Annotated in this window: 17 protein-coding genes and 1 tRNA gene; 4 read left to right on the top strand and 14 right to left on the bottom strand. The window is 64.7% G+C overall.

The genetic code is table 11. From position 1 onward, the window contains the following. The first annotated feature begins 16 nt into the window (after window positions 1-16). Window positions 17-3,361, top strand: a complete 3,345-nt coding sequence (locus tag ACFFJK_RS21710; protein ID WP_379681742.1) for a pilus assembly protein — start codon at window positions 17-19, stop codon at window positions 3,359-3,361. Here ACFFJK_RS21710 and ACFFJK_RS21705 read toward each other — a convergent pair. Both ACFFJK_RS21705 and ACFFJK_RS21700 read right to left on the bottom strand, forming a co-directional pair. Continuing rightward, window positions 3,340-4,716 (bottom strand): sensor histidine kinase, encoded by a 1,377-nt coding sequence (locus tag ACFFJK_RS21705; protein ID WP_379681741.1) that lies wholly within the window; start codon window positions 4,714-4,716, stop codon window positions 3,340-3,342. The two genes, ACFFJK_RS21710 and ACFFJK_RS21705, sit on opposite strands and share 22 nt — an antisense overlap. A gap of 22 nt (window positions 4,717-4,738) precedes the next feature. Beyond that, window positions 4,739-5,419, bottom strand: a complete 681-nt coding sequence (locus ACFFJK_RS21700) for a response regulator transcription factor (RefSeq protein ID WP_379681740.1) — start codon at window positions 5,417-5,419, stop codon at window positions 4,739-4,741. Between the two features lie 257 nt (window positions 5,420-5,676). Between ACFFJK_RS21700 and ACFFJK_RS21695 the strand changes: the two genes are divergently transcribed. Further along, window positions 5,677-6,477: a Crp/Fnr family transcriptional regulator gene (locus ACFFJK_RS21695; RefSeq protein ID WP_379681739.1), complete on the top strand. Its 801-nt coding sequence runs from the start codon at window positions 5,677-5,679 to the stop codon at window positions 6,475-6,477. Here ACFFJK_RS21695 and ACFFJK_RS21690 read toward each other — a convergent pair. The 11 genes from ACFFJK_RS21690 to ACFFJK_RS21640 form a co-directional block, all read right to left on the bottom strand. Beyond that, on the bottom strand, window positions 6,458-7,963 hold the full coding sequence (locus ACFFJK_RS21690) for a CHASE3 domain-containing protein (protein WP_379681738.1): 1,506 nt from the start codon (window positions 7,961-7,963) through the stop codon (window positions 6,458-6,460). The genes ACFFJK_RS21695 and ACFFJK_RS21690 overlap by 20 nt on opposite strands. Before the next feature lie 383 nt (window positions 7,964-8,346). Continuing rightward, the gene (locus ACFFJK_RS21685) at window positions 8,347-8,979 is read right to left on the bottom strand and encodes a response regulator (RefSeq protein WP_027865355.1); all 633 of its coding nucleotides are present in this window, start codon (window positions 8,977-8,979) and stop codon (window positions 8,347-8,349) included. A gap of 300 nt (window positions 8,980-9,279) precedes the next feature. Beyond that, window positions 9,280-9,684 (bottom strand): MerR family transcriptional regulator, encoded by a 405-nt coding sequence (locus ACFFJK_RS21680; protein WP_379681737.1) that lies wholly within the window; start codon window positions 9,682-9,684, stop codon window positions 9,280-9,282. 7 nt (window positions 9,685-9,691) lie between these two features. Next, window positions 9,692-10,051, bottom strand: a complete 360-nt coding sequence (locus tag ACFFJK_RS21675; RefSeq protein WP_379681736.1) for an integration host factor subunit alpha — start codon at window positions 10,049-10,051, stop codon at window positions 9,692-9,694. Between the two features lie 158 nt (window positions 10,052-10,209). Next, on the bottom strand, window positions 10,210-12,636 hold the full coding sequence (gene pheT / locus ACFFJK_RS21670; RefSeq protein WP_379681735.1) for a phenylalanine--tRNA ligase subunit beta: 2,427 nt from the start codon (window positions 12,634-12,636) through the stop codon (window positions 10,210-10,212). A 63-nt stretch (window positions 12,637-12,699) separates the two neighbouring features. Further along, a complete protein-coding gene (gene pheS, locus ACFFJK_RS21665) occupies window positions 12,700-13,716 on the bottom strand; it encodes a phenylalanine--tRNA ligase subunit alpha (protein ID WP_379681734.1) in 1,017 nt (338 codons plus the stop codon). Between the two features lie 249 nt (window positions 13,717-13,965). Then, the gene (rplT, locus tag ACFFJK_RS21660) at window positions 13,966-14,325 is read right to left on the bottom strand and encodes a 50S ribosomal protein L20 (RefSeq protein ID WP_027865360.1); all 360 of its coding nucleotides are present in this window, start codon (window positions 14,323-14,325) and stop codon (window positions 13,966-13,968) included. Between the two features lie 30 nt (window positions 14,326-14,355). Then, window positions 14,356-14,553 carry a 50S ribosomal protein L35 gene (rpmI, locus tag ACFFJK_RS21655; RefSeq protein ID WP_057262756.1) on the bottom strand — a complete coding sequence of 66 codons (198 nt, stop codon included), beginning with the start codon at window positions 14,551-14,553 and terminating at the stop codon, window positions 14,356-14,358. Window positions 14,554-14,857: 304 nt separating this feature from the next. Further along, a complete protein-coding gene (gene infC / locus ACFFJK_RS21650; protein ID WP_379681785.1) occupies window positions 14,858-15,385 on the bottom strand; it encodes a translation initiation factor IF-3 in 528 nt (175 codons plus the stop codon). 30 nt (window positions 15,386-15,415) lie between these two features. Then, on the bottom strand, window positions 15,416-17,326 hold the full coding sequence (thrS, locus tag ACFFJK_RS21645; protein ID WP_379681733.1) for a threonine--tRNA ligase: 1,911 nt from the start codon (window positions 17,324-17,326) through the stop codon (window positions 15,416-15,418). 259 nt (window positions 17,327-17,585) lie between these two features. Beyond that, a tRNA-Val gene (locus tag ACFFJK_RS21640) sits at window positions 17,586-17,662 on the bottom strand. Window positions 17,663-17,797: 135 nt separating this feature from the next. On the opposite strand from ACFFJK_RS21640, the gene ACFFJK_RS21635 reads away from it, so the two are divergent. Next, entirely contained in the window at window positions 17,798-18,727 is a 930-nt protein-coding gene (locus ACFFJK_RS21635) for a cation diffusion facilitator family transporter (RefSeq protein ID WP_379681732.1), read from the top strand. Window positions 18,728-18,832: 105 nt separating this feature from the next. After that, window positions 18,833-19,798 carry an NAD(P)/FAD-dependent oxidoreductase gene (locus ACFFJK_RS21630; RefSeq protein ID WP_379681731.1) on the top strand — a complete coding sequence of 322 codons (966 nt, stop codon included), beginning with the start codon at window positions 18,833-18,835 and terminating at the stop codon, window positions 19,796-19,798. 2 nt (window positions 19,799-19,800) lie between these two features. Here ACFFJK_RS21630 and udk read toward each other — a convergent pair whose 3' ends face one another. Beyond that, the gene (gene udk, locus ACFFJK_RS21625) at window positions 19,801-20,442 is read right to left on the bottom strand and encodes a uridine kinase (RefSeq protein WP_379681730.1); all 642 of its coding nucleotides are present in this window, start codon (window positions 20,440-20,442) and stop codon (window positions 19,801-19,803) included. Window positions 20,443-20,714 lie beyond the last annotated feature (272 nt).

The following is a 20,714-nucleotide window of genomic DNA, read 5'->3' as shown; positions in this document are numbered from 1 at the left end:
GCGAAGGATTTCCGCCATGTTCCGCAGCACGCGCATCACTTTCCGCCGCACGGGCGCCTTGTTCCTGGCCCTGGCAGGCGCCACGGCCCTCCTGTCGCTGCCGGCCGGGGCCGACGACATCGACATCTTCACCGGCGCCTCTGCCGGCGCCACCGACAATCCGCGCATCCTGATCGTGCTCGACAACACCTCGAACTGGGCGCGCCAGAGCCAGAAGTGGCCGGGCGGCGTCTCCCAGGGCCAGTCTGAAGCGAACGCGATCAAGCGCGTGCTGTCCGAAGTCGACGGCTCGATCAGCATGGGCCTGATGGAATTCGTCACCGGGGGCAATGCCAACCAGGATGGCGGCTTCATCCGCTATGCGATCCGGCCGATGGACGCCACCAACAAGGCCGCGCTGGGAAACCAGCTGACCACGATCTACAACAACATCAACAGCCCCGACGAGAAGCGCAACTCGAACACGCCCTACGGCAACCTGATGTACGATGTGTACAACTACTTTGCCGGCGAGCTGTCCTACTCGCCCTCGGCAGTCGTGTCGAGCAAGGCGGACGGCGGCGGCTACACCACCCCCTGGACCCGCTTCAAGTCGCCGCATACCCACGACAATATCTGCGGCAAGACCTACGTCATCTTCATCGGCAACCCGAACTCGAGCGGCCCGTCCTCGGACACGCCGGCCAACACGGCGCTGCTCAACGCGCTCAACAACAACAGGAACGCCAACGGCGCCCTGGTTCCGGTCACCCAGCTCGGCCTCCCGAACTTCAGCAGCAAGAGCGTCAGCACCTCGACCACCGTGGGCACCACGAGCGCCTGCTATGCCAGCCCCACCGCGGCGGCGGCCGCCCTGCCCGCGTTCGCCGCCACCTGCGAAGGCTATACCGACGGCTGCAAGATCGGCACGGCGGTGCCCAGCCCGGCGGGTGTCTGCACGACCGGCAACAGCCAGTACAGCGTGGTGGCGACCGACACCATCATCACCAACGTGCCCACCGGGACCTACAGCACCGATACCGGTCCCCGCAATGCCGACGAATGGGCCCGGCTGATGCACGACCGCGGAGTGCCGATTCCGAACAGTACCGGCACCGGCGCCATCCGTTCGAACGTGACGACCTACACGATCGACGTCTACAACGCCCAGCAGAACGGCGAACACACTTCGCTGATGCTGAGCATGGCCCGCGCCGGCGGCGGCAAGTATTTCGCCGCGAAGAACGAAGAAGCGATCGTCGATGCGCTCAAGGAGATCCTGATCGAGATCAAGGCCGTCAACACGACCTTCGCCTCCACCAGCCTGCCGGTGAACGCCACCAACCGCTCACAGAACGAGAACCAGGTCTTCATCGGCATGTTCCGCCCGGACCCGGGCGCCAAGCCGCGCTGGTTCGGCAACCTCAAGCGTTACCAGCTGGTCGACAACAAGGGCAGCATCGAGCTCGGCGACGCCGCCGGCAAGCTGGCCGTCAACTCGGTGACCGGCTTCGTGACGCCCTGCGCCACCAGCTACTGGAGCAGCGACAGCGGCACCTACTGGAGCGGCATGGGCTTGACGCCCGACCCGGCCGGCGACTGCACGACCAGCGGATTCAACAAGTATTCGGATGCCCCCGACGGGCCATTCGTGGAAAAAGGCGCGGCCGCCCAGATCCTGCGCCAGGGGAACGCGCCGGCCGGCACCACCACCTCGCACGCCGTCAATCGCACCGTCCTGACCCATGTCCCCGGCATCGGCCTGACCCCGCTGACCGCCGCCAACAGCGGCATGGACAGCACCCTTCTCCGCTTCGTCCGGGGCGAAGACACCGAGAACGAGAAGGGCAGCGGCGCGTCCAGCACGACCCGGCCGTCGATCCACGGCGACGTCATCCATTCCCGCCCGCTGCCGGTGAACTACGGCAGCGCCAAGGGCGGCGTCACCGTGTTCTACGGAGCCAATGACGGCACATTCCGCGCACTGGACGCCGCGACCGGGGTCGAGCGCTGGGCCTTCGTCGCGCCCGAGTTCTTCCCGCGACTGTCGCGCCTGAAGAGCAATACGCCGCTGGTGGCGTATCCGGGCATGCCGGACGTGGACCCGGCCCCGACCCGGAAGGATTATTTCTTCGACGGTTCGACCGGCGTGTACCAGAACGCCGACAGCTCGGCCGTCTGGATCTACCCGACCATGCGCCGCGGCGGGCGCATGATCTATGCGCTCGACGTCAGCAATCCCGCCAACCCGCAGTTCAAGTGGAAGGCGGGCTGCCCGAACCTGGACAACGACACCGGCTGCACGCCGGGAATGGCGGGCATCGGCCAGACCTGGTCGACGCCGGCCGTGGCCTTCATCAAGGGCCACGAGGGGGGCAAGAAGCCGGTGCTCGTGGTGGGCGGCGGCTACGACCGCTGCGAGGACGACGACACCCGGGCCCCGAACTGCTCCGCCACCAAGGGCGGCGTGGTCTACGTCCTCGACGCCTTCACCGGCGCGATCCTGCGTAGCTTCCCGACCGAGCGCGCGGTGGCGGCCGACATCGCGATGGTCGACATCGACAACGACGCGATGCCCGACCATGCCTATGCCGCCGACACCGGCGGCAACCTGTACCGGCTGGACTTCGTGAACAACGGCCGCGTGGCGCAGCCGAGCGGATCCTGGACCCAGCGCAAGGTGGCGCAGACCGGCAGCGCCGGCCGCAAGTTCCTGTTCGCGCCAGCCCTGCTGGCCAGCCAGGGCCAGGTCTATGTGGCGATCGGCAGCGGCGACCGCGAGCATCCGCTGGAAGCCCACTACCCGTACAAGGTCGTGACCAACCGCTTCTACGTCTACAAGGACAACCTGTCCAGCCCCCAGGATGCGAAGGCGGTCGACCTCGACCAGCTCGCCAACTACACGGCCGGCAACTTCAATACCTGCGCGAACACGGCGGTGTACCCGAACAGCAGCCTGCAGGGCTGGTTCATGGACCTGAACCAGTACGGACGCGGCGAGCAGACCGTGACCTCGGCCCTGATCGCCGGGGGCATGGTGACGTTCAGCACCAACCGTCCGATCCCCGCCCTGGCCGGCACCTGCTCGACCACGCTGGGCGAGGCGCGCGGCTACTGGGTCAACCTGCTCAACGGTTCCGGCGCGATCGGCGTGGCCGGCACCTGTGGCGGCGACCGCTCCTCGCCTTTCGTGGGCGGCGGCCTGCCGCCCTCGCCGGTGCTCGCCACCGGGGTGCCGGTCGACGGCAAGGCCACCACGGTGGTGATCGGCGCAGTGCAGAAGGACAAGGGCGCCAGCGTCCCGATCGCCCCGCAAAAGATCCGCCCGGCCATCAGCTCCAAGCGCAAGCGCAGCTACAGCTATACCTCCGGCGCCGACTGATCCCTGGGGAAGCGGACCGCGATGCGCGTGCCGCTTCCCGCCACGCCGTTCTCCCCTTCACCGCCTGCATCGCCCAGCTCCACCCGGGCGCGATGCGCCTCGGCGATCTCGCGCACGATCGCCAGGCCCAGGCCGCTGCCCTCGGTCTTGTCGTCCAGCCGGACGAAACGCTCGAACACGGCGGCGCGCCGCTCGGGCGGGATGCCGGGCCCGCTATCCTCGACCACGAACAGCGTGCCGGCCCCTTCCGTCCCGGTCGACACCGTGACCCGGCCGCCGCGCGGCGTGTAGCGCAGCGCATTGTCGACCAGGTTGTCGATGAGGTCGCGCAACAGGTAAGGGTCGCCGGCCAGCGGCGCGGGGGCGAGCTCGAAGCCGAGGTCGATGTCCTTGCGCACCGCCCCTTCGACGAAGGACTGGACCGCCTCGGCCACCAGGGCGGCCAGGTCGAGCGGCGCCAGGCGCGCGCGCGCGAAGCGGTCCGGGTCGGCCCGCTCCAGCGACAGCAGCTGGTTGGCCTGGCGGATCATGCGTTCGTTGGCGCGCAGCAGCAACTCGACGACGCGCTGCGTGTCGGCGTCGTCGCGGTGGCGGGCGGCGAGCCATTCGAGCTGCAGGCGCAGGCCCGCGAGCGGCGTGCGCAACTGGTGCGCGACATTGGCGCGGAACTCGTCCTGGGCCCTGGCGCCGGCGGCGATGCGCCCGAGCAGGTCGTTGAAGGCCGCGACCAGCGGCAGCAGTTCGCGCGGCATGCCGGCATCAGGGAGGGCCGCCAGGTCGCCGCTGCCGCGCGCGTCGAGCCGGGCGCGCAGGCGCGCCAGCGGCGCCAGCCCGTTGCCGACCGAGAACCAGATCAGGCCGACCAGGGCCAGGCTGAACAGTACCTCGAGCAGCACCAGGGCGCGCACGATGGCGGCGCGCACCTGCTGCCGTTGGCGCAAGGTACGGGCGACGCCGACCTCCAGCGGTCCGGCCGCGGTCGGCACCATGAGCGTTGCCGCGCGCACCGGCTGGCCGTGCATGACGGCGTCCCGCACTTGCTGGCCCTCGATGCGTGCCGGAAAGCCCGGGTCGCCGGCCAGCAGCCGGCCGCTGCCGTCGCGCACCACGAACCAGCTGGCGTCGGGCGCCGCGGCGCCCAGCACGCGCGCAGCCGCCTCCGCGCCGTCCGAGCGTGCCGGACCTTCCGTCCGGATCCGGGCGGCCAGGCCGGTTGCGGCGTCGAGCAGGCCCTGGTCGAAGGCCAGCTGGGCCGGCGTCCAGGCCAGCAGGTAGGTGAGCGCGGCGGCGGCGAGATTGAAGACGAGGATCGGCAGCACCAGCCACTTGAGCAGGCGCAGGCGGATGCTGCTCATGCCGGCGTTGGCTGCAGCCCGCTCATGCCGGCGCTTGCGCTTCGAGCAGGTAGCCGAAGCCGCGGATGGTGCGGATGGCCACGCCGGCGCCGTCGAGTTTCAGGCGCAGGCGCGAGACGTAGACCTCGACGGCATTGAGCGTCAGGTCTTCGCCCCAGGGGGCGATGGCGTCGACGATCTGCTGCTTGGAAACAACCCGTCCGCCATGTTTCAGCAGATATTCGAGCACGCCCCACTCGCGGACCGACAGGTCGAGCATGCGCTCGCCGATGCGGGCGCGGCGGGTGGCGGTATCGAGCACGAGCCGGCCAAGCGCGAGCTGGTCCGCCGGCGGCGCGTGACGCCGCGCCAGCGCGCGGATGCGGGCGACCAGTTCGGCCGTGGCGAAGGGCTTGACCAGGTAGTCGTCGGCGCCCGTTTCCAGGCCGCGCACCCGGTCCTCGACCGCGTCGCGGGCAGTCAGCAGCAGCACCGGGATGGCGCTGCCGCGTGCGCGCAGGCGCCGCACGACCTCGAAGCCGTCGATGCCGGGCAGGCCGATGTCGAGCACGATCACCGAGGGGAGCGGCCCGCCCTGCAGGCGCTGGTCCGCCAGCAGCCCGTCCCGCACCAGTTCCACCTGCATGTCCTGCGCCGCAAGCGTGCGCACCAGCCCGTCGGCAAGCACAGCATCGTCTTCGACCAGCAGAATGGGCAGGGGCATCGTGGTTTTCGGGGCGTTGGGATGGGCCCCATTATGCGGGATTTTGTTTCCGCAGCCAAAGAAAAAGGGCGAAAAATCCCGTTTCCTCCAGTAGGACTGGACTGACAAAACCGGATGCGCCAAGCCTACATGGGTGCGACTGCTAATCTTATGTTCGGCACCGGACTATAGCTTTAATGTACACACATCGCGATGAGGAAACGAAAACAAGCCTCACCAGTCGCCCCTGAAGCATGTTCGAGATAAGAGGACAACAAATGAATAACACTCAACTTGGTGGTACGCAAAAAGCGCAGCACAAGATCCCAGCCACGAGTGAGACTGTGAAATCCGCGTCCCGCCCCGTTGTCAGCTATAGCGGCACGCAGCAGAACGAACTGCTCGGAGCCCTGCCTCGCCAAGACCTGGAAACCCTGTTTGAGCACCTGGAACTTGTCCCTCTGCCATTTGGCAAGGAGTTGTTTGAGTATGGCAGCAAATTGGAATACGTGTATTTTCCGACGACGGCAATCGTGTCGCTGCTCTACGTAATGGAAGATGGCGCCACCACCGAGATCGCGGTGGTCGGCCATGAAGGCGCAGTCGGCGTGTCGCTGTTCATGGGCGAGCGCGCCACCTGCAGCGCCGTGGTCCAGAGCGCCGGCTACGGTTACCGCCTGAAGACCCAATACCTGCGTGACGCGTTCAACCGCGGCGGCGCCCTGCCGCAACTGCTGATGCGCTATACCAACGCCCTGTTCGCCCAGATGGCCCAGAACGCCGTCGGCGGCCGCCACAGCTCGATCGAGCAGAAACTGTGCCGCTGGCTGCTGGACCGCCTGGACCGCTCGCCGAGCAACGAGCTGAAAGTGACCCAGGAACTCATCTCCATCATGCTGGGTGTGCGCCGCGAGAGCATCACCGCCGCCGCCGGCAAGCTGCAGGATGAAGGCCTGATCCAGTACCGCCGCGGCAACATCACCGTTCTCGACCGCGCAGGTCTGGAAGAGTACGCCGGCGAATGCTACAAGGTCGCCAAGTCGGAATACGACCGCCTGCTCATGGATGTGGCGCGTTAAGATTCACCGAAGCGTTTGACGACGCCGTCTCCGGTAATGCCGGAGACGGCGTTTTTACTTCCGGGGCCAGCGCAGTCGGCGCGCCCGGGGTGCCGCCCTCCCCGCCCGGCGCGGCCGTAGGAATCCAGGCGCGGATACAGGTTCCCACGCCGTTGACGCCACGCTCGATCGCCAGGGTTCCGCCCAGCAGCAAGGCGCGCTCGCGCATGCCCAGCAGGCCATGGGATTTCGATTTCGCCATCGCATCGGCAGGAATGCCGATGCCGTCGTCGGTCACCTCGAGGCCCCAACCGTCCGGCTCGCGCGTCAGGTTGACGATGACCGTGCGCGCCTGCGCGTACTTGGCGACATTGTTCAGGGCTTCCTGGGTGATCCGGAACAGCGCAATGGCCTGCATCGGGCCGGCGGCATCCGCCTCGGCGTCGATCAGCGCGTCGCAGTCCAGCGCCGTGACGCGCGCGTAGTCGGCGCAATAGCTCTGCAGTGCAGCCGACAGGCCCATGTTGTCGAGCAGGCTCGGGCGCAGGTTCTCGATGATGCGGCGCTTGAGCTGGACGGTATCGACCAGGGTCTTGCGCGCCCGGCCGAGCTTGGATGCCAGCTCCGGATGGGTAGCGCGCAATTGTTCGCTCACCGTGGTGAGGTCCATGCCGATCGCCGTGAGGTTGGCGCCCATCTCGTCGTGCAGTTCGCGTGCCAGGCGCGACTTTTCTTCTTCCGACACCCGGATCAGGTGGCGCGACAGCACCGACAATTGCTCGGTGCGCTCGGCAACGATGCGTTCGAGGCCGTCGTTCGTCTCCTGCAGCGCCCCCTCGGCGCGCAGGCGCAGGCGGAAGCTGCGCTGCACCAGGCTGTGGAACAGCAGAATGACGAGGATCGCGGCCACATTGATTCCCACGCCGGACAGGACAGTCCAGCGCGACTGCTCATAGAAGTCCGCTGTGCGCGTGGCCAGCAGTTCGTTCTGTTCGCGCGTCATGATCACCACCTGCAGGCGGATCTCGTCCATCTCGCCGCGCTCTTCGGCTGCGGCGATGGCGACGATGTCGACCAGCCCGCCCTTCCGGTAGACCTCGAGCGCCTGGTGCATCAGGCCGAGCTTGCGCTGCACGAGCGAGCGCAACTGCGCCAGGTTCTTCGTCTGCGAGGGATTGTCGGCCAGTAAGACCCCAAGCGCGCGCAACTGGTTGTCGATCTGCTGGGGGGCCGCATGCAGGGGGCCAAGGTTCACTTCCGAGCCCGACAGGAAATAGCCACGCAATCCGCTCTCGGCATCGGTGACGAGCAGGTTCAGGTACTGGAGTTCGTCCGACACGCGCGCGGTCTGCGCCTGCAGGGTATTGGCGGATCTGAGGTCATCGAGGTTGCGGATCAGGAAAACCCCGTTGAGGACGAGGATGACCACGCACACTGCGCACAGCAAGGTCTTCGAGAGGGGCAGGCTGCGGACCGGCTTGCCATCATGGGCAGTGGAAAAGTTCATGAGCTTCCTTTCACGCAACTTGCGCCGTCCGGGGCGATTATAGTCGCGTCAGCGATATATTGCAGAGCATTATTGCTGCGGTGCGAGTGCTGAGTTGCGTGAGGGTTACAACTATTGCAGGAGCAGGCAAACACGGACTGCTCCAGGGCCCGCAACGGCGGGGTTTTCTGTGCCGTTGCAGCATACGGGTGTCAGTGTACGCGGAATCCTGGGATGTGCAATGGGCCTCGGCCGTGGTGCGTGGCCGGCGCTGCGATACAGGAAGACGGCATGGGTGGGCGCAGTCGCAGGCCCTGAAAATCAAAAGGCGCCACGAAGGCGCCCTGGTGCGGATGCGCCTTGCGCAGGCCGGATGAGGCTGCGCGGCGCGGCTGCCTGCCCGTTCAGTCGAGCAGGTTGTTCTTCATGGCGTAATAAGTCAGGTCGCTGTTCGACTGCAGGCCCATCTTCTCCATGATGCGGGTACGGTAGGTCGACACGGTCTTGATCGACAGCGACAGCGCGTTGCCGATGTCCGACACGGTGGCGCCCTTCGCCAGCCGCAGGAAGACCTGGAACTCGCGATCCGACAGCTCGGTGTGCAGCGCCGTATTCGGGTCGCGGTCGAAGCTCTGCGCGAGCAGCTCGCCCACGGTCGAGCTCACGTAACGGCGGCCCTGATACACGGTGCGTACGGCCGTCTTGAGCTCGTCGGCCTCGCATTCCTTGTTCAGGTAGCCGTTGGCGCCCATCTTGAACAGGTTGAGCGCGTATTGCTGCGCCGGATACCCCGACAGGATCAGCACCGGCAGGTTGGGCTGGCCCTGGCGGATGGTGCGCAGGATGTCGATGCCGCTTTGGTCCGGCATCGCGATGTCGAGCAGCAGCACGTCGCAGATCTCGCGGCGAGCGATATCGAGGGCTTCCCGCCCGGTGGCGCCTTCGGCGACGACTTCGAATTCGCCCGACGACGAGAAAATCTGTTTGAACCCTGCTCGAACTATTTGGTGATCGTCACAAATGGCAACGCGTATCATTGTCTTCCCTTAAATTTTCCTTTAGGCAGGAAAGTGCCGGGTCCGTCCAACGCCCCAGCTTGCATGCGTTGAAAAATCAGCATGACCGCAGGTGACATTCTAACACTCTGGCGCTGCGCATCAACAACACACACATGCTGAGTTATCCATCGCATGCGGGAATGCCTGAGCAGGCGTCGAACAGTAAGCGAATATGGGTGCTCGAATCGGTATGTCAATGACGAGTTGAGAACAGCAAGCACGACAGCGAGCGCATCAGGCGCGGGCAGCACATCCGCGGCACGGATGAACCAGCCCCGCTTACACGAGGCTGTTTCCGTGCTTGAGCAGTGCGAGGATCTCCAGCAGCTCGGCACGCACCATGTCGGCGTCGACGGCGGGTGCGGCTGGCGGCAGTTCGACCTCGGGCTCGTCGGCGACTGCGTGACCGCGGCCGTCGAGGCGGTTACGGGCGCCGCTGATGGTGAAGCCCTGCTCGTACAGCAGTTCGCGGATGCGCCGGATCAGCAGCACTTCGTGATGCTGGTAATAACGGCGGTTACCTCGGCGTTTGACCGGCTTTAGCTGAGTAAATTCCTGCTCCCAGTAGCGCAAGACGTGCGGCTTGACTCCACACAAATCGCTCACTTCACCGATCGTGAAGTAACGCTTCGCCGGGATCGGCGGCAGCACAACGGGTTCAGGCTTGTTCAGGCGGTCGGTCATTGATCACTCAGGCAGCACGCGCCAGCGAACTACTCGCAGGACTGGTCTCCTCGACCATTGCCTTGAGCTTCTGGCTCGCATGAAAAGTCACGACGCGGCGCGCCGTGATGGGGATTTCTTCCCCGGTTTTTGGATTGCGGCCCGGCCGCTGCGGCTTGTCGCGCAACTGGAAGTTGCCGAAGCCGGACAGCTTGACCGCTTCGCCGCGCTCGAGCGCGTTGCGGATCTCGTCGAAAAAGGTCTCGACCATGTCCTTGGCTTCGCGCTTGTTCAGGCCGACCTGCTCGAACAGCAGCTCGGCCAGCTCGGCCTTGGTCAGCGTCGGCAATTCCTTTTCCGCTTCCTTCCGCACCCGCGCGACCTGCATCGCGCGATGCAGGTCGGCTGCCAGTGCTTCCTGGAAAACAGCCGAGTCAACGTCGTTGTTATTAATTTTGAAGCCCTACCTTCAAGTGAAACGATGTTTTGGAATCGTGGTTCGGCCTGCGCGTTCGCGTACTGCCGGTACGCGCACTGCAAGGACGGTCACGCACGCAGCTTTGCGCCGACTTTTTCTTCTGCAACACGGGACAGCGCCGCCATGACGGCGTCCACCACCTCGTCCTGCAGCGTGGATTGAGTATCTTGCAAGCTAAAGCGGAAAGCAAGGCTTTTTTCATCCGTCTCCAGCCCCTTGCCGCGGTATTCATCAAACAAAACAACGGCTTGCACGATCTTTCCATTCGGATTGCCGGCAATCTCGGCCTGGAATGCGTCGAGCACATCCTGGGCTGCGACGCCCTGCTTGACCACCAGTGCCAGGTCGCGCGTGGCGCCCGGGAACTTCGAGATCTCGGTGTACGACGGCACGCCGCGCCGGCGCAGCGCCTCGGCATCGACTTCGAACAGCACCGGCGCCTGCGGCAGGTCGTACTTCTGCAGCCAGCGCGGGTGCAGTTCGCCGATGAAGCCGATTTGCTTGCCGTCCAGTTCGACGAAGGCGCTGCGGCCCGGGTGCAGCGCCGGGTGCTCGCCCTTCACGAAGCGCACGGCGCCTGGGGCGAACAGCGCCTCCAGGTCGGCCTTGACGTCGAAGAAGTCGACCGCGCGGGTCTTTTCGCCCCACTGCTCGTCGACAGACGGGCCGTAGGCGATGGCGGCGACGCGCTTGGGCTGGTCGTAGCCGGCGATCGACAGCGGGCCGTCGGCCGCAGCCGGATTGCGCTTGAACACGGCGCCGATCTCGAACGCTCGCACGCGGCCGGCCTTGCGGTTGACGTTGTAGCGCACGTTGGCCACCAGGCTGCCCACCAGGTTCGAGCGCATCACGCTCATCTGGCTGGCGATCGGGTTCTGCAGGCGGATCGGCTCCGCGTTGGCGGCGAAGTCCTGCTCCCACTGCGCTTCCACGAAGCTCATGTTGACGACTTCCTGGTAGCCCAGGTCGGCCAGCTGGTGGCGGATCGCGAACAGGGAGCGGGTGTTTTCCGGCTCGATCAGCATGCTGCTGGCCGCCACCGGCGGATTGGCCGGGATGTTCTCGAAGCCGTACACGCGCGCCACTTCCTCGATCAGGTCTTCCTCGATCTCGATGTCGAAGCGGTACGAGGGCGAGGTCACCTGGAACACGCCGTTGTCGAACGTGAACGGCAGCTGCAGGCGGGTGAAGATGTCCGCCACGAGCTCGTCGGTGAGCGGCACGCCGATCACCTTGGCGGCGCGCGCCGTGCGCATGCTCACCACCTTCGGCTGCGGCAGGTTCACGGCCTGGTCGTCGACCGGACCGACCCGGGTAGCGTCGGTGCCGCAGATCTCGACGATCAGCGCGGTGATGCGCTCGAGGTGATCCACGGTGGTGGCATAGTCCACGCCGCGCTCGAAGCGGTGCGCCGCGTCGGTCGAGAAGTTGTACTTGCGGGCACGGCCCTGGATGGCGTTGGGCCACCAGAAGGCCGCTTCCAGGTAGATGTCGGCGGTGTCCAGGGTGACGGCGGTCGAGTCGCCGCCCATGATGCCGGCCAGCGATTCGATCGCCGATTCGTCGGCGATCACGCCGACCCACTCGTCGACCTCGACCGTGTTGCCGTTCAGGAGCTTCAGGGTTTCGCCCTTCCTGCCCCAGCGGACATCCAGGCCGCCATGGATCTTGGCCAGGTCAAACACGTGCGACGGACGGCCGACTTCGAGCATCACATAGTTCGAGATGTCGACCAGGGCCGACACCGAACGCTGGCCGCTGCGCTCGAGTCGCTGGACCATCCAGTCCGGCGTGGCGGCGCGCGCATTCAGGCCGCGGATGACGCGACCCGAGAAGCGGCCGCACAGGTCCGGCGCGGAGATTTTCACCGGCAGGGTCTCGTCGAGGTTCACGGCGACCTGCTTCGTGGTCGGCACGTGCAGCGGGGTGCCGGTCAAGGCCGAGACTTCGCGCGCCACGCCCAGCACCGAGAGGCAGTCCGCCTTGTTCGGGGTCAGCTTGATGGTGAATTTCAGGTCGTCCAGGCCGAGGTAGTCGCGGATGCTGGTGCCGACCGGTGCGTCTTGCGGCAGTTCCATCAGTCCGCTGCCTTCTTCGCTGATCTTCAGCTCCTTGCTTGAACACATCATGCCCTGCGACTCGACGCCGCGCAGCTTGCCGACCTTGATTTCGAAAGGCTTGCCGTCAAGGCCCGGCGGCAGCACGGCGCCGGCCTTGGCGCAAATCGCCTTCATGCCGGCGCGCACGTTCGGTGCGCCGCAGACGATATTCAGGAGTTCGCCGGTACCGACGTCCACCTGGCAGACATTCAGGCGGTCGGCGTTCGGGTGCTTGGCCACTTCCTTGACCTCGGCCACCACCACGTTCGAGAACGGCGGGGCGACCGGCTCGATTTCCTCGACTTCCAGGCCGGACATGGTCAGCAGGTGGGACAGTTCACTTGAGGTCATTTTCGGATCGACCATGGAACGGAGCCAGTTTTCGGAGAATTGCATGTTCTTTTTACCTTGTAACCGCGTGACGGATTTATTACTGAGCGTACTGAATAGACGGCCTGATTAATTAAACTGCTTCAGGAAACGCAAGTCGCCTTCATAGAACAGGCGCAGGTCGTTGATCCCGTAACGCAGCATGGTCAGGCGCTCCAGGCCGGAGCCGAAGGCGAAGCCGATGAATTTTTCCGGGTCCAGCCCGAAGTTGCGCACGACGGTCGGATGCACCTGGCCGGCGCCCGAGACTTCCAGCCAGCGGCCCTTGAGCGGGCCGGAGCCGAAGGCGATATCGATCTCGGCCGACGGTTCGGTGAACGGGAAGTACGACGGACGGAAGCGCACCTCCAGGTCGTCGGTCTCGAAGAAGGCCTTGACGAAGTTCAGGTATACGCCCTTGAGGTCGGCGAAGCTGATGTCCTCGCCGATCCACAGGCCCTCGACCTGGTGGAACATCGGCGAGTGGGTGGCGTCGCTGTCGACGCGGTAGGTGCGGCCCGGCGCGATCACCTTGATCGGCGGGGTATGGGTGCGCGCATAGCGCACCTGCATCGGGCTGGTGTGGGTGCGCAGCAGCAGCGGTTTGCCGGTGCTGTCGTTGCCCTCGATGTAGAAGGTGTCCTGCATCGAACGGGCCGGATGGTTTTCCGGGCTGTTCAGCGCGGTGAAGTTGGTCCAGTCGGTCTCGATCTCGGGGCCGTCGGCCACGTCGAAACCGATGGAACGGAAGATCTGCTCGACGCGCTCCCAGGTGCGCATCACCGGGTGGATGCCGCCTTTCGCGCGGCCGCGGCCCGGCAGGGTCACGTCGATCGCTTCGGCATTCAGGCGCGCCTCCAGCTGGGCATTGGCCAGGGCATCGCGGCGGCCGGTCAGTGCGCTTTCGATTTTTTCTTTTGCGGCATTGATCAGGGCGCCCTGCGCCTTGCGCTGTTCGGGGTCGAGCTTGCCGAGGCCCTTCATCAGGTCGGTGATTTGCCCGGTCTTGCCCAGGTATTTGGCTTTGGCGTTTTCGAGCGCGGCGGCATCAAGGGCGGCGGCGAAATCAGCCTGTGCGGCGGAGACGAGATCTTCCAGCGATTGCATCTTTGTTCTTTTCCTGTATTGAGTGGCAGCGCTACAGGGTCTCACAGAAGCGTAGCGAGCGGCGGCAATGCTGGCCGAGAAGCGCAGGTGTACGAGCAGTACAGCAAGCATCGCAGGCCGGCAGTGCAACGCGCAGTAGCTTCTGCGAGGCCCCACCACAATCAAAAACGGGGCACAGGTTCTGCAACCGTGCCCCGCTCTTTTGCCCTAAGTTACCCCAGGACTGGTCTTGCTAGCTAACTGGCTGAATTAGGCAGCCAGCTTGGCCTTGGCGGCGGTGACAATCGCGGCGAATGCCGGCTTGTCGTGCACAGCCATGTCGGCCAGGACTTTACGGTCCAGTTCAATCCCGGACTTCTTCAGGCCGTTCATGAAGGCGCTGTAGGTCATGCCGTGCGAACGCGATGCTGCGTTGATACGGGTGATCCACAGGGCGCGGAAGACGCGCTTCTTGTTACGACGGTCGCGGTATGCGTATTGGCCAGCGCGCATGACTGCTTGCTTGGCGATACGGAATACCTTGCTGCGGCGGCCGCGGTAGCCTTTTGCAAGTTCAAGGACTTTCTTGTGACGGGCACGTGCAGTAACCCCACGTTTTACTCGAGGCATGGTAGCTCCCTTTGTATTAGATTAGTGAGATTAAGCGGAAGGCATCATACGCAGAACGCTCGTGACGTCCGACGCATTGATGTTACGGGTGCCGCGCAGCTGACGCTTGTTCTTGGTGGTCTTCTTGGTCAGGATGTGACGCTTGAACGCCATACCCGACTTGACGGTACCACCCGGACGCACGCGAAAACGCTTCTTCGCGGAGCTTTTGGTTTTCATTTTTGGCATAGTCATCTGCCCTTTTACGGACAGCCTCTATACGACAGGATTGCAGGTGGCGGCAACGCCGCTCTTGGATGCCTGCTTTCACTTGTCTTGCAGCCGACGCCACTACCTGCCGACTACAACCTGCTTGTCAAAAACAGGAACCGCAGATGATAGCACAGGTTTGCGTGGAATGGTTGGGGCCAGGAACGGGTTTTGCCGGCTGCGGTGCGCAGCGCCGACAAACCGCACAAACGAACGCAGGCCGGGCCGGGTGCAGCTTTCGCTGCAACCCGGACCCGGCCCGGCACGCTGACTCTTCGAAGAATTACTTCTTCTTCTTCGGCGCAACCACCATGATCATCTGGCGACCCTCGAGCTTCGGGAACTGCTCGACCTGGCCGAACTCCTCCAGGTCGCCGCGCAGGCGCTCGAGCATGCGCATGCCGATGTCCTGGTGCGCCATTTCGCGGCCGCGGAAGCGCAGCGTGATCTTGGTCTTGTCGCCGTCTTCCAGGAACTTGATGAGGTTGCGCAGCTTGATGCTGTAGTCGCCTTCATCGGTACCCGGGCGGAACTTGACTTCCTTGACCTGGATGATCTTCTGCTTCAGCTTGGCTTCATGCGCCTTCTTCTGCTCGGAGTACTTGAACTTGCCGTAGTCCATCAGGCGGCAGACCGGCGGGCTCGCGTTCGGCGCGATTTCCACCAGGTCGACGTTCTTTTCCTCGGCCAGGCGGAACGCCTCCGCCAGGCTCACGATGCCCAGCGGCTCGTTGTCCACGCCGTTCAGGCGCATTTCGGGATGGGTGATCTCGCCGTTGATGCGATGCTGTTTGTCAGTAGCTATGTCTATTCCTTTGAAAGTATGGTGTTTGGCCGCGGATTATTTTGCCTTGGCGGCGACTTCGCCCACCAGGCGCTCCACGAGCGCGTCGACGGACATCACGCCCAGGTCGACATTGCCCCGTGCACGCACGGCCACCGTATTCGCTTCACGTTCCTTGTCGCCGACCACCAGGATGTATGGCAGCTTTTGGACGGAATGCTCGCGAATTTTATAAGTAATCTTCTCGTTCCGCAAATCAGCGTGAACGCGCAGCCCAGCCGCGCGCAACTTGGCCTCGACCTGCTTGACGTAATCTGCTTGCGCATCCGAAATATTCAAGACCGCGACCTGCACTGGCGCCAGCCACAGCGGCAGCGCGCCGGCGTAGTTCTCGATCAGGATGCCGATGAAGCGCTCCATCGAGCCGACGATGGCGCGGTGCAGCATCACCGGCACCTTGCGGGTGTTGTCTTCCGCGACATACTCGGCGCCGAGGCGGCCCGGCATCGAGAAGTCGACCTGCATGGTGCCGACCTGCCATGGGCGGCCCAAGCTATCCTTCAGGTGGTACTCGATTTTCGGGCCGTAGAAGGCGCCCTCGCCCGGCAGCTCGGTCCACTCGACACCGCAGCCGCGCAGCGCCGAACGCAGCGCCTCTTCGGCCTGGTCCCACACTTCGTCGGAACCGATGCGGTTTTCCGGGCGCAGGGCGATCTTGACGTCGATGTTGTCGAAGCCGAAGTCCTCGTACACCTGCATCGCCTGGGCGTGGAAAGCCACCACTTCCGGCGCAATCTGGTCTTCGGTGCAAAAGACGTGGCCGTCGTCCTGGGTGAAGCCGCGCACGCGCATCAGGCCGTGCAGCGCGCCCGAGGACTCGTTGCGGTGGCACTGGCCGAACTCGCCGTAGCGCAGCGGCAGGTCACGATAGGAGCGCAGGCCGGCGTTATAGATCTGCACGTGGCCCGGGCAGTTCATCGGCTTGAGCGCGTAGGTGCGGCTTTCCGACTCGGTCGTGAACATGTTTTCACGATAGTTGTCCCAGTGGCCGGTCTTCTGCCACAGGGTCACGTCGATGATCTGCGGCGCCTTGACTTCGTTGTAGCCGGTGGCCTGGTAGGTCTTGCGCATGTACTGCTCGACCTGCTGCCAGATGGTCCAGCCCTTCGGATGCCAGAAGATCAGGCCGGGGGCTTCATCCTGGAAGTGGAAGAAGTCCAGCTGCTTTCCGAGTTTCCTGTGGTCGCGCTTCTCGGCCTCTTCCAGCATGTGCAGGTACTGCTCCTGGTCTTCCTTCTTGGTCCAGGCGGTGCCGTACACGCGCTGCAGCATCTCGTTCTTGGAGTCGCCGCGCCAGTAGGCGCCGGCCAGCTTCATCAGCTTGAAGACCTTCAGCTTGCCGGTCGAGGGCACGTGCGGGCCGCGGCACAGGTCGGTGAAACCGCCCTGCTCGTACAGCGACACGTCTTCGCCCGCCGGGATCGAGGCGATGATCTCGGCCTTGTAGTCTTCGCCGATGGATTTGAAGTAAGCGACGGCCTCGTCGCGCGGCAGCACCTTGCGGGCAACCGGCTGGTCCTTCTTGGCCAGTTCCTGCATCTTCTTTTCGATGGCCGCCAGGTCGTCCGGGGTAAACGGGCGCTTGTACGAGAAGTCGTAGTAGAAGCCGTTCTCGATGACCGGACCGATGGTGACCTGCGCTTCCGGGAACAGTTCCTTGACGGCGTGGGCCAGCAGGTGGGCGGTCGAATGGCGGATGACTTCCAGGCCGTCCGGATCGCGATCGGTGACGATCGCCAGGTCGGCGTCGTCCTCGATCAGGAAGGAGGTGTCGACGACCTTGCCGTTGACCTTGCCCGCCAGGGCAGCCTTGGCCAGGCTCGGCGCGATGTTCTGGGCCACCTGGGCGACCGTGACCGGCCCCTCGAATTGACGGCTGGAGCCATCCGGAAGTCGTACGTTCAACATGTTGATCTCCAATCGGCGCCGACGCGCCCGCTAAGATTGATAACTAGAAATTTAAAAACGATGGACGAAAAAAAACGCGCACCAGGCGCGTTTTCTTCAGTGTTGTCGAGATCCTTCGGACAAAAGGCCACCGTACCGCGTCTAGCGATTCCCCCACAACCAGGTTGTAGTTCGCGGTGTCATAACCGTTTGTGCCTTTCTCGCTCTTACTGACGACAAGAGCGGAAAACCGTAGTTCCCCGCGCTTGCCTTGATGTTCTGGTGGGCGGTGCAGAATTCGAATCTGCGACCCCTTGGATGTCGACCAAGTATTCTAACCAGCTGAACTAACCGCCCGATACGGTGCATTATAAGGAGCGCGCCCCTGATCCGCAAGGCTTGTCCAGGAAAAAGTTTTCCGGTGAGCTTGCCTGACTCCCGGAATCGCGTTTGCTTTACACTGGGAGGTTGTACAAACCATCATTTGCAACGATGCCTGCCCACCGAGCCGACCCTTCGTCCGCCCACCTGCACGCCCACCTCGACGGCGACGCGCGCCACGCCCATTTCATCGAGGCGCGCAGCCAGTCGACCCTGGCGATCGCGCTCGGGCTGACCCTGCTGTTCGCCGTGGTCGAAGTCGTCACCGGTTTCATTTCGAATTCGCTGGCCCTCATCGCCGACGCCGGCCACATGGTCACGGACGCGGCGGCGCTCGGCCTGGCCCTGCTGGCGCAGCTGATCGCCGCGCGCCCGCCGTCCGCGCGCCACTCGTTCGGCTTCGTGCGCGCCGAAGCGCTGGCCGCCTTCGTCAACAGCCTGGCCATGCTGCTGCTGGTCGGCTGGATCGCCTGGCAGGCTGGGCAACGCCTGCTGCACCCGGAGCACGTGCAGGGCGGCATTGTGCTGGTGGTGGCCGCCATCGGCGCCGGGATCAACCTGCTGGTGGCCTGGATCCTGTCGCGCGGCACCCAGAGCATCAACACCCGCGCGGCGCTGGTCAACGTGATGGGCGACCTGCTCGGCTCGCTGGCGGCGATCGCGGCGGGCGCCATCATCTATTTCACCGGCTGGGTGCGGGTCGACCCGATCCTGTCGATCTTCGTCTCGCTGCTGATCCTGCGTTCCACGATCGGCATCCTGCGCGAGTCCTACCACTTCCTGATGGAAGGGGTCCCCAGCCAGATCGACTACCTGGAGGTGGGCGCCAGCCTGAAATCCGTCGAGGGCGTGCTCGACGTGCACGACCTGCACGTGTGGGACATGTCGCCCGGCCACCCTGCCCTCATCGGCCACCTGGAGATCGCCAGCCTCGACCAGTGGCCCGCCGTGCTGGCGGCAGTGCGCGCCGTGCTGCGCGACAAGCATGGCATCGACCACGTGACGCTGCAGCCGGAGGCGGCCGGCGGCAAGTCGCTCTAGCCCCTTCGGCCCTTCGGCATGGGCAACTGCCTGTAAGCCGGGTCTTACCCGAGCAGGGTGCGCACGCCGACAGCAACCGTTCCGGCGACTCGGCATACTCCGCACATGGACTGCGATCGCACTGTTTTCGACACCCTCATCATCGGCGGCGGCCCGGCCGGCCTGACGGCCGCCGTCTACCTGCGCCGCTTCACGCGCCACATCGCGCTGGTCGACAAGGGCAACAGCCGGCTCTCCTGGATTCCCGTGTCGCACAACTATCCCGGCTTCCCGGAGGGCATCAACGGCGTGGAGCTGCTGGAGAACCTGCGCGCCCAGCTTGCCAACTACGGCGGACGGGTCATGCCGGGCGAGATCCTCGACCTGCGGCTGGAGGACGGCGTGTTCGTCGGCACCTACGCGCCAGCCGACGGCAACGGCGAAACCTGCGAACTGCGCGCCCTGACCGTGCTGCTGGCCACCGGCGTCGCCGACGGCGGCATGCCGGTCGAGCGCTGGGACGAAGCGGTCCGCTGCGGCGCGGTGCGCCTGTGTCCGGTGTGCGACGGCTGGGACGTGATCGACAAGCGCATCGGCGTGGTCACCTCGGAAACCAACCCGGTCGGGCACGCCCTGTTCATGCGCACCTTCAGCGCCGACGTACTGCTGTTCGAGCGCACGCCGGAATCGGCCCTGGGCGAGGAAGACCGCCAGCGCCTGGCCGCGGCGGGGGTGAAGCTGATCGAGTCGCCGCTGGCCGGCGTGACGATGAGCGACGACATGAAGCCCATCCTGCACACCAAGGATGGCGAAGACTACCGTTGCGACGTGTTCTACCCGATGCTCGGCGAAACCGCCCGCTCCGACCTGGCCAGCGCGCTCGGCGCCGACACCGTCGAATGCGACAAGCTGCCGGTGGACGACCACTGCCGCACCTCGGTGCCCGGCCTGTTTGCGGTCGGCGACGTCACCCGCGGACTGAACCAGATCGCGGTGGCCACCGGCCAGGCGGCGCTGGCCGCCACCACCATCCACAACATGCTACCGTGGGCGCTGCGGCCGGCGCTGGACACCGCTACCGAGCAAAGCTGAGATCAGGACCGCTTCAACTGCCCGATGACGCTCGCCACCTTGGTGGTAATCACGTCGACTGCCGGGCCATTCGCGCCGTGCGGCAAGATCACATCAGCGTGCCGCTTGGTCGGCTCGATGAACTGCTTGTGCATCGGGCGTACCGTTTCCAGGTACTGGTTGACGATGCTCTCCATCGAGCGGCCGCGTTCGGCAACGTCCCGTTGCATGCGGCGGATGAAGCGGACATCGGGAGCCGTGTCGACAAAGATCTTCAGCGACATCATGTTGCGCAAGTCTGCGTCATACAAGGCGAACAGGCCTTCGATCACGACGACCGGCGCCGGCTTGACGGGAATGGTTTTATTGGAGCGGTTGTCGATCGTGAAATCGTACTCTGGCATCTCGATCGCCTCGCCATTGCGCAAGGCCTGGACATGCTGGATCAGCAAGGGCCAGTCGAAGGCCTGCGGATGGTCGTAATTCTGCTTGCGGCGCACTTCCGGGGGAAGGTCGGACTGGTCGCGGTAGTAATCGTCCTGCATCACGACCGAAACCACATCGGCGCCGAACGACGCCAGCACTTGTTGGGACACCGTCGACTTGCCGCTGCCGCTTCCGCCGGCAACGCCAATGACAAACGGGGGGGTGGAAATCTGATTCATCCCCGAATGATACCGGAGCGGCGCGCGAACCGACAGGGGTGGGGCGGACCTCCGAAGCGTTTGGCTACCTACGGTGCTTGCATGAGCCTGTCCGTCAGGGCCTGCTTCAGGTTCCGTCTTCGTCTGGCGCGACAAACAGACGGCCCAAAGCAATGGGATGGACTCCTCCTCCCCCTAAGGGCACGTAAGTGCCAAACTGGAGTTTCCACACAACCGGTTTGGAAAGAAGGAGTCCGTCATGAAGCTTATCCGCGTTGGGGTCGATTTGGCAA

Source organism: Massilia consociata, from assembly GCF_042432755.1.
GTDB lineage: Bacteria > Pseudomonadota > Gammaproteobacteria > Burkholderiales > Burkholderiaceae_D > Telluria > Telluria consociata.
The sequence above is the reverse complement of the archived record's forward strand: the minus strand, read 5'-3'. Positions and strand labels throughout refer to the sequence as shown.